This is a genomic window from Nocardioides sp. (genome assembly GCF_031422975.1).
Taxonomy (GTDB): domain Bacteria; phylum Actinomycetota; class Actinomycetes; order Propionibacteriales; family Nocardioidaceae; genus Nocardioides.
This window is the reverse complement of sequence record NZ_JANPEO010000596.1, coordinates 1-8,548: the sequence shown is the minus strand read 5'-3', so window position 1 is coordinate 8,548 and position 8,548 is coordinate 1. Positions and strand designations below refer to the sequence as shown.

Sequence of the window (8,548 nt, the reverse complement as noted above, 5' to 3'; positions counted from 1 at the left end):
AACGGCGGCCACCCCCTTGGGGCGACCGCCGTTCGGCGTACGACGTGGATCAGATGTCGTAGTAGAGCTCGAACTCGTGCGGGTGCGGCCGCAGCTGCACGGGCAGGATCTCCTGGGTGCGCTGGTAGTCGATCCAGGTCTCGATCAGGTCGGGGGTGAAGACGTTTCCGACCGTGAGGAACTCGTGGTCCCTCTCCAGGTTGGACAGCACCGCGTCGAGCGAGGTGGGGACCTGGTCGATGTCGGCCATCTCGTCCGGCGGCAGCTCGTAGATGTCCTTGTCGATCGGAGCCGGCGGCTCGATCTTGTTCTGGATGCCGTCGATGCCGGCGAGCAGGAGCGCCGAGAAGGCGAGGTAGGGGTTCGCCGACGGGTCGGGGCAGCGGAACTCGATGCGCTTGGCCTTCGGGTTGGCGCCCGTGATCGGGATGCGCACGCAGGCCGAGCGGTTGCGCTGGGAGTAGACCAGCGAGATCGGGGCCTCGAAGCCGGGCACCAGGCGGTGGTAGGAGTTGACCGTCGGGTTGGTGAAGGCCAGCAGCGACGGCGCGTGCTTGAGGATGCCGCCGATGTAGTGGCGCGCCATGTCCGACAGGCCGCCGTAGCCGGTCTCGTCGTAGAACAGCGGCTCGCCGTCGTTCCAGATCGACTGGTGCACGTGCATGCCCGAACCGTTGTCACCGAAGATCGGCTTCGGCATGAAGGTCGCGGTCTTGTTGTTGCGCCAGGCGACGTTCTTGACGATGTACTTGAACTTCATCACGTCGTCTGCTGCCTTGAGCAGCTCGTCGAACTTGTAGTTGATCTCAGCCTGGCCGGCGGTGCCGACCTCGTGGTGGGCGCGTTCGACGTGCAGGCCCGACTTCTCGAGCTCGATGACCATCTCGTCGCGCAGCTCGCCGAAGTGGTCGTACGGCGCCACCGGGAAGTAGCCGCCCTTGTACTTGACCTTGTAGCCGCGGTTGGGGTTCTCGGCCGTCCCGGCGACCCCGGTGTTCCAGGCGCCCGCCTCGGAGTCGATGTGGTAGTAGCCGGCGTTCTGGCTGGTCTCGAACCGCACGCTGTCGAAGACGTAGAACTCGGCCTCAGGAGCGAAGAACGCCTTGTCGCCGATGCCGGTGCTGGCGAGGTAGGCCATCGCCTTCTTGGCGATGTTGCGCGGGTCGCGGGAGTAGGCCTCGCCCGTGATCGGGTCGTGGATGAAGAAGTTGACGACCAGCGTCTTGGAGACGCGGAACGGGTCGAGGTAGGCGGTGGTCGGGTCCGGGAACAGCTGCATGTCGGACTCGTGGATCGCCTGGAAGCCGCGGATCGAGGATCCGTCGAAGCCGAGACCGTCGTCGAAGACCGACTGGTCGAACGACGACACGGGCACCGTGAAGTGCTGCATCACGCCGGGCAGGTCACAGAAGCGGACGTCGACCATCTCGACGCGCTCGTCCTTGATGTACTTGAGCAGCTCTTCGCTGTTGCTGAACATGCATCCTCCTGGGCCCGTGCCGTGCGGCGGCGGGCCGAAGTCTTCAGTGATACGTCCAAGTCGGCGCGACGCTGCGCCGGATGACTGCGAACCTAGGGGGCCGCAGTTTCTTGACCGTATCCCGTTTGTTTCGTGCATGTAACAGATGGTTGCCCTGTGGAGGCGGTCGTTAGGGTCGGGCGCATGTGTCGCCCCCGATCTGCCCTTGCCCGCCCGCTCCTCACCGCCGCCCTCGCGACGTCCTTCGCGCTCATCACCACCGCCTGCAGCGGGGGAGAGGGCGCCGACGCCGACGCTGCCGCGTACGACAATGCGGACGTCCTCGCAGAGATGAGCGAGGCCGTCGCCGACCAGGGCTCGGTCCGCCTGACCCTCGGCACCAAGCAGTCGCCTGCCGACATCACCGTCGACTCCAACTGGGCCGACGAGCCCACGCTGCGCGCGCTCACGGGTGGTGACCCGGCGCAGCAGTTGGACGTGCGCCGCGTGGGGAGCCGGGTGTACGTCGGCGGTGAGGTCGTCGGCAACCAGTGGACCTACCTCGAGGTGGACGACCCGCGGATCGCCGACCCCGAGAGCGGCTTCGACGCCGGCCCGGTCCCGACGCTGCTGGCGATCGACGTGCCCGGTGACCTTGCCGCCCTCGAGTCAGCCGTCTCCGAGGCGACCGACGAGGGCACCGAGGACATCGACGGGCAGGAGACCGAGCACTACACGCTCACCGTCGACAGCGAGACGTGGTTCGAGGGGCTCGGTGAGAGCTCGATGTATCGCGCGATGGAGCTCCCCGCGAGCGTCACCATGGACCTGTACGTCGACGACGACTCGCTGCCGGTGCGGCTGGCCTACGAGGTGCCTGAGAAGCCGGCGGCCTCCGCACAGGTCGGCTTCACCGACTGGGGGACTCCCGTCGAGGTGGCAGTGCCCCAGCGTGCCAAGCCCGTCTCCTAGGCTTGAGCAGTGATCGACACCGCGTCCTGGGCACGCCGGTTCGGAGCGCTGCTCGTCGACTGGGCCGCCTGCACCCTGATCGTCGTGCTGGTGCTCGGCCCCGGCGGGTGGAGCGACGACCCGTACGCCGGCTTCTACACGACCGGGGTCTTCGTGGTGGAGTCGGCGTTCTTCACCGCGGCCCTGGGCGGTTCCTTCGGCAAGCTGGTGACCCGGCTCCGCGTCGTCCGCAACGACGGGTCGAACCGGCCCCTCGAGCTGATCCCGGCGCTCGCGCGCAGCCTGCTGATCGCGCTCGTGGTCCCGCCACTGGTCTTCCGACCGGACGGGCGCGGACTGCACGACATGGCCGCCCGGTCGAGGACCGTGCGACTGGCGGACCTGCGGGCGATCGGCTGATCAGCGACCGCGCTGCTGGCCGCGCATGCCCTTCATGCTGGTCGGCATCGGGCCCTTGGGCATCGGCACGGTGCCGCGCACGGCATCGATCGCCTTGAGCCGGGCGAGGATGTCGGTGATCTCTGCGGGCTTCACGTTCCGACCGAGCTTGGTGACGTGGCGGACCAGCTTGGGCAACGGCACCTGGCCATCGCCGTTGCCGCAGATGACCTCGTGGATCGGGGTCTCGGGAAGCACCCGCTCGTGCTTGCGACGCTCGGTTGCCATCAGCGTCTTGAGTCGGTTGGGGTTGCCCTCACCGACGAGCACGATGCCGGGCGGGCCCACGACGCGGTGGACGATGTCCTGCTGCTTGGTGAACCCGACGACCGGGTCGGTCTTCCAGCCACGGCGCAGCATCTGCAGAGCAGAGGCGGCCGCACCGGGCTTGCCCTCCATCTGGTTGAACGCCGCGGCCTGGGCGCGGCGCCCGAAGATGATGATCGCGGCCAGCGCGCCGACGAGGATCGCGCCGACGATCGAGAGGATCAGCGAGAGCAGCCCGTCGCCCGGCAGCAGGTAGATGACGGCGAACCCGACGAGCGCACCGAGCACGAACGCAGCAAGGGTGATGAGACCGATGCGCCGGTCGGTCGTCTTGGCCATCCGGTAGGTCTGGATGAGCTGCTGGCTCCGCTTGGTGGGCGGGGTGGCGGGGGTCGACATGCTGCTGCCTTTGGCTAAGGAAGTGGGCGAGGATCAGGCGAGGGCGCCCTGGCGGGCGTCCATGGCCTGACGGTACAACCGGCCGGCCCGGTAGGACGAACGGACCAGAGGGCCGGACAGCGCCCCGGAGAAACCGATCTGGTCGGCCTCGTCCTTGAGCTCGACGAACTCATAGGGCTTGACCCACCGCTCGACCGGGTGGTGGCGCAGGGAGGGGCGGAGGTACTGGGTGATCGTGATCAGCTCGCAGCCGGCGTCGTGCAGGTCGCGCAGCGCCTGGCTGACCTCCTCGCGCGTCTCGCCCATGCCGAGGATGAGGTTGGACTTGGTGACCAGGCCGAAGTCGCGCGCCTGGGTGATGACGTCGAGGGAGCGCTCGTAGCGGAACGCCGGACGGATCCGCTTGAAGATCCGCGGCACCGTCTCGACGTTGTGGGCCAGCACCTCGGGGCGCGACTCGAAGACCTCGCGCAGCAGGTGCGGCTCGCCGTTGAAGTCGGGGATGAGGTTCTCGACGCCCGTGCCGGGGTTGAGCTCGTGGATCGCGCGGACCGTCTCGGCATACAACCAGGCACCACCGTCAGGCAGGTCGTCGCGCGCGACACCGGTGATGGTGGCGTACTTCAGACCCATCTTCTGCACTGACTCGGCGACACGGCGCGGCTCGTCGCGGTCGAGCGGCTGCGGCTTGCCGGTGTCGATCTGGCAGAAGTCGCAACGGCGGGTGCACTGGTCGCCACCGATCAGGAAGGTGGCTTCCTTGTCCTCCCAGCACTCGAAGATGTTGGGGCAGCCCGCGGACTGGCAGACGGTGTGCAGGCCCTCGGACTTCACGAGGTTCTGCAGGGCGGTGTATTCCGGCCCCATCTTGGCCCGAGTCTTGATCCACTCCGGCTTGCGCTCGATCGGCGTCTCCGAGTTGCGGATCTCCAGACGGAGGAGCTTGCGGCCTTCGGGAGTGGGGGCAGTCACGGCCGTCACTCTACGCCGGGGGTAAGGACCACCCAACTCGACTGCCTCTCGTTCGCTCACGGCACATCGCAGCTTCAGGGTTGACAGTGCGAAGGCATCGGAGAAACGTGGATGGGTCCTGTTATCTCACGTGAGGAGCCTGCTCATGAACCCCCTTCAGCGGCACTCGGCGATCGGTGGTGCAGCCCTGGTGGTCGTCGCCTCGGTGGCCGTCGGCGGCGCGGTCGCGACCCAGCGCGACACCGGCGACGCGACCCGCACCATCGCCGTGGACCTGACCTCGAGCGCGAACCGCGATCGGTCCCCGGCGATCCGTGAACGACTCTCCGGCCTCGAGGAGGACCCGGCAGCCCTGTCCACGACGGGGACGGGCAGCTTCCGCCTCATGGTCGACGAGGATGACCAGAAGCTCACCTACGAGCTGTCGTACGCCGACCTCGAGGGCGCCGTCACCCAGGCCCATATCCACCTCGGCGGGACCGCCCAGAGCGGCGGGATCAGCACCTTCCTGTGCAGCAACCTCGGCAACGGACCAGCCGGCACGCAGGCCTGCCCGGCGGCGCCCGCCACCATCACCGGCACGCTCACGGCCGCCAACGTCATCGGGCCGGTCCCGCAAGGCATCCTGGCCGGGGAGATGGCCGAGCTCATCGACGCCATCGAGGCTGACACGACCTACGTCAACGTGCACACCACGAAGTACCCGACCGGCGAGATCCGCAGCCAGCTCGACGGCCACGACCAGGGCCACGGGGAGGATGACGACGACTGACTCGTCCGTGAGCCGGTCAGGCTCCTGGCCTGACCAGCTGGATGCGGGGCGCGCTGCCTGGCTCCGGCCGCGCGTCGTAGTCCGGCGTCGCGGCGTACGGATCCCAGGAGAGAAACGTCGACAGGTGCTGCTCGACGGCCGGGAGCACCTCGCTCACCGGGACGTCGCGACCGAGCTCGGCGCTCAGCGAGGTGACCCCGGCGTCGGCGATCCCGCACGGGACGAAGCGGTCGTACCAGCCGAGGTCGACGTCGCAGTTGAGGGCGAAGCCGTGCATGGTCACGCCCCGGCTGACCCGGATCCCGAGGGCGGCGAGCTTGCGTTCGGGGCCGCGGTCGTCGGCTCGCATCCACACGCCGCTGCGGCCGGGGATGCGCGCAGTGGTGACGCCGAAGTCGCTGCAGACGGCGATGAGCGCTTCCTCCACGCGGCGGACGTAGTCGACGACCTTGACGTGGTCGGGCAGCCTCACGATCGGGTAGCCGACGAGCTGGCCGGGGCCGTGGAACGTGATCTTGCCGCCACGGTCGACGTCGATGACGGCCGCGCCACCGGGGTCGAGCGGTCGCTCGTGCGGGTCGGTGCGCTTGCCGGCGGTGAAGACGGGCGGGTGCTCGAGCAGCAGCACCGTGCCACCACGGGTGCCGGCCACGACCTCGGCGTGCACCTCGCGCTGTAGCTCCCAGGCGGCGAGGTAGTCAACGGCATCCGGGCCGAGTCCGGCGACCCGGTAGTCCAGGTGGTGGTCGAGCATGCGGCGAGCCTACGCCTGTGGATGACGCCCGACGCTCGCACCCGATCTGCGGCACGGTGGACCCGTGGACCCGCGACGACTGCTCCCGTATCTCCTCGTCCTGACCGTCTGTGCCGTGCTCGCCACAGCCGGCGTGGTGCTCGTCTCCCAGCGGTCCTCGCTCCCGGCGGAGAGTCGGGGGGAGCGGCCCGCGCCGGGTCCGCGCGACGTCCTCGCCGGCTGGGACTCACGTCGCTCGCAGGCCTGGGCGGAGGGGGACGTGGCGGCGCTGCGCAAGCTCTACGTCGCCGACTCGCGGACCGGCCGCGCGGACGCACGGATGCTTGCGGCGTACGTCGATCGCGGACTGCGCGTCGAGGGGCTGACCACCCAGGTGCTGGCGTTGGAGGTCATCGACGAGGGGGACGACGAGCTCACGGTGAGGGTCACGGACCGGATCGTCGGGGGAGTGGTCACCGGCGACGCGGGCGGTACGCCGCTGCCGCGGGACCGGCCCACGACCCGGACGCTGGCGCTGCGACGCGTGTCCGGGGTGTGGTTGATGGTCGCCGTGCGCGATCAGGCCAGCGCTGCGGACAGGACCTCGCGCACGTCGACGTCCTGGAAGTCGTAGCCCGCGCGTTCGAGCGCCGCCGGGCGGGCGTTGACCGACCCCAGCACCTCGGGGGCCATCCGGCCCGCGGCCAGTTTGAGCACCGGCGACGGCGCGACCAGGAACGCCGGCCGATTCAACGCGTCCGCAAGCGCCTTGGTGAACTCACCGTTGGTGGGCGTCTGGGGACAGCAGAGGTTGAACGCGCCGGAGACGTCGCGGGACTCGGCCAGGTAGGACACCGCGCCGACCCAGTCGCGCAGCGAGATCATCGGGAAGTACTGCTCGCCGTTGCCCAGCCGGGCGCCGAGCCCGAGGCTGAACAGGCGCCGGAGCTCCTTGAGCGGCGAGGAGTTGCGGTCCATCACGGGCGCCGTGCGCAGGACGCAGACCCGGGCGCCGGCCGCGACGGCGGGGGCGGCTGCCGCCTGCCATTCGCGGGTGACGTTGGTGAGGAACGCGTTGCCCCGACTGTCGGAGTCCTCCGTCAGCGGCTGGGCACCGTGGTCGCCGTACCAACTGATGCCGTTGCCCGCGAGGAAGGCCGGTGGACGCTCGACCTTGGCGATCGCGCGGGCGAGGACGTCGGTGGTCACGACGCGGCTCTGGAGCACCGTGTCGGCGCGCTTCGAGGAGTGCGGGTTGCCGGCGATGTTGACGCCGGCGAGGTTGACCACGACGTCGGAGCGCTCGATGAGTGCCTGGTCGACGTCGTCGGCGTAGGGATCCCACCGGGACTGGTTGCTGGACTCCGGCGTCCGACGGACGAGGTGAGTGACCTCATGGCCTCCGACGCGCAGGTGCTCGGTCAGGTGGGTGCCGAGAAACCCTGATCCTCCGGCGATGACGACGCGCATGACTCCACCTCACCACACGGGCAAAACGTTGGCCCCGGTCGCCCAAGCGACCGGGGCCCACGTCGTGGTCTCAGACTTCGAACTGTCCACCCTCGAGGCGGGCCTTGACCGCGGCCAGGAAGCGGCCGGCGTCGGCGCCGTCGACCAGGCGGTGGTCGTAGGTCAGCGAGAGGTAGACCATGTGGCGCACCGCGATCGTCTCGCCCAGGTTGGGGTCATCGATGACGACCGGGCGCTTCACCACGGCGCCCGGGCCGAGGATGGCCACCTGCGGCGTGTTGATGATCGGGGTGTCGAAGAGCGCACCGAAGCTGCCCAGATTGGTGATGGTGAACGTGCCGCCGGAGAGCTCGTCAGGGCCGATCTTGTTGGTGCGGGTGCGCTCGGCGACGTCCGCGATCTTCTTCGCGAGACCGGCGATCGACAGGTCGCCTGCGTCCTTGACGACCGGTGTGAGCAGGCCCTTCTCGGTGTCCACGGCGAAGGCGATGTTCTCGCGGTCGTAGTAGGTGACCGTGCCGGCGTCGGTGTCGATCGCCGCGTTGAGCTTCGGGTGCTCCTTGAGGGTGTCGATGGCCGCCTTCGCGAAGAACGGGAGATAGGTCAGCTTCACGCCCTCGCGGGCCAGGAAGTCGGCCTTCGCGCTCTCGCGCAGCCGCGCGACGTTGGTCACGTCGACCTCCATCACCTGCGTGAGCTGGGCGGCCGTCTGCAACGAGCCGACCATGCGCTCGGCGATGATCTTGCGCAGTCGCGACACCTTCTCCGTGGTGCCACGCAGCGCCGACGCGCTCGCCCCGGCAGCAGCCGGGGCCGCGGCCGGTACGCCGCCGGCCGCCGGGGCAGCAGGAGCAGCCGGTGCGGCCGCCGGAGCCGGTGCCGCCATGGCGGCCGCCGCGTCGAGGATGTCCTGCTTGCGGATACGGCCGCCGACCCCGGTGCCCGTGACGGCAGCCAGGTCGATGCCGTGCTGGGTCGCCATCTTGCGGACCAGGGGGGTCACGTAGGAGCTCTGGTCGTCCGTGCGCGCCGGGGCCGCGGCGGCAGTAGCCGCCGCCATTGCCGC

At 69.4% G+C, this 8,548-nt stretch carries 10 protein-coding genes; 4 read left to right on the top strand and 6 right to left on the bottom strand.

Features of this window, described 5'->3' with window-relative positions; all coding sequences use genetic code 11:
- Positions 1-49 precede the first annotated feature (49 nt).
- Positions 50-1,480 (bottom strand): type I glutamate--ammonia ligase, encoded by a 1,431-nt coding sequence (glnA, locus tag RMO85_RS17765; protein ID WP_310530048.1) that lies wholly within the window; start codon positions 1,478-1,480, stop codon positions 50-52.
- A 183-nt stretch (positions 1,481-1,663) separates the two neighbouring features.
- Between glnA and RMO85_RS17760 the strand changes: the two genes are divergently transcribed.
- Both RMO85_RS17760 and RMO85_RS17755 read left to right on the top strand, forming a co-directional pair.
- Complete coding sequence (locus tag RMO85_RS17760) at positions 1,664-2,431, top strand: hypothetical protein (RefSeq protein ID WP_310530047.1); 768 nt, start codon at positions 1,664-1,666, stop codon at positions 2,429-2,431.
- A gap of 9 nt (positions 2,432-2,440) precedes the next feature.
- Entirely contained in the window at positions 2,441-2,830 is a 390-nt protein-coding gene (locus tag RMO85_RS17755; RefSeq protein WP_310530046.1) for an RDD family protein, read from the top strand.
- On the opposite strand, the gene RMO85_RS17750 is transcribed toward RMO85_RS17755, so the two are convergent.
- Both RMO85_RS17750 and lipA read right to left on the bottom strand, forming a co-directional pair.
- Positions 2,831-3,535, bottom strand: a complete 705-nt coding sequence (locus tag RMO85_RS17750; protein ID WP_310530045.1) for a DUF4191 domain-containing protein — start codon at positions 3,533-3,535, stop codon at positions 2,831-2,833.
- Between the two features lie 33 nt (positions 3,536-3,568).
- Positions 3,569-4,507: a lipoyl synthase gene (lipA, locus tag RMO85_RS17745; RefSeq protein WP_310530044.1), complete on the bottom strand. Its 939-nt coding sequence runs from the start codon at positions 4,505-4,507 to the stop codon at positions 3,569-3,571.
- Positions 4,508-4,652: 145 nt separating this feature from the next.
- Between lipA and RMO85_RS17740 the strand changes: the two genes are divergently transcribed.
- Entirely contained in the window at positions 4,653-5,279 is a 627-nt protein-coding gene (locus RMO85_RS17740) for a CHRD domain-containing protein (protein WP_310530043.1), read from the top strand.
- 16 nt (positions 5,280-5,295) lie between these two features.
- Here RMO85_RS17740 and lipB read toward each other — a convergent pair whose 3' ends face one another.
- Positions 5,296-6,033 (bottom strand): lipoyl(octanoyl) transferase LipB, encoded by a 738-nt coding sequence (lipB, locus tag RMO85_RS17735; protein ID WP_310530042.1) that lies wholly within the window; start codon positions 6,031-6,033, stop codon positions 5,296-5,298.
- A gap of 64 nt (positions 6,034-6,097) precedes the next feature.
- Here lipB and RMO85_RS17730 point away from each other — a divergent pair, with 64 nt between their 5' ends.
- The gene (locus RMO85_RS17730; RefSeq protein WP_310530041.1) at positions 6,098-6,646 is read left to right on the top strand and encodes a hypothetical protein; all 549 of its coding nucleotides are present in this window, start codon (positions 6,098-6,100) and stop codon (positions 6,644-6,646) included.
- Here RMO85_RS17730 and RMO85_RS17725 read toward each other — a convergent pair.
- Both RMO85_RS17725 and sucB read right to left on the bottom strand, forming a co-directional pair.
- A complete protein-coding gene (locus RMO85_RS17725; RefSeq protein ID WP_310530040.1) occupies positions 6,592-7,482 on the bottom strand; it encodes a TIGR01777 family oxidoreductase in 891 nt (296 codons plus the stop codon). The two genes, RMO85_RS17730 and RMO85_RS17725, sit on opposite strands and share 55 nt — an antisense overlap.
- A gap of 70 nt (positions 7,483-7,552) precedes the next feature.
- A partial coding sequence (gene sucB, locus RMO85_RS17720) for a 2-oxoglutarate dehydrogenase, E2 component, dihydrolipoamide succinyltransferase (RefSeq protein ID WP_310530039.1) occupies positions 7,553-8,548 on the bottom strand: 996 nt, incomplete at its 5' end.

Excerpts from the sequence above, each read along its gene's own strand:
- glnA (WP_310530048.1), bottom strand. The coding sequence starts at position 1,480 with ATGTTCAGCAACAGCGAAGAGCTGCTCAAGTACATCAAGGACGAGCGC.
- RMO85_RS17760 (WP_310530047.1), top strand. The coding sequence starts at position 1,664 with ATGTGTCGCCCCCGATCTGCCCTTGCCCGCCCGCTCCTCACCGCCGCC.
- RMO85_RS17750 (WP_310530045.1), bottom strand. The coding sequence starts at position 3,535 with ATGTCGACCCCCGCCACCCCGCCCACCAAGCGGAGCCAGCAGCTCATC.
- RMO85_RS17740 (WP_310530043.1), top strand. The coding sequence starts at position 4,653 with ATGAACCCCCTTCAGCGGCACTCGGCGATCGGTGGTGCAGCCCTGGTG.
- lipB (WP_310530042.1), bottom strand. The coding sequence starts at position 6,033 with ATGCTCGACCACCACCTGGACTACCGGGTCGCCGGACTCGGCCCGGAT.
- RMO85_RS17725 (WP_310530040.1), bottom strand. The coding sequence starts at position 7,482 with ATGCGCGTCGTCATCGCCGGAGGATCAGGGTTTCTCGGCACCCACCTG.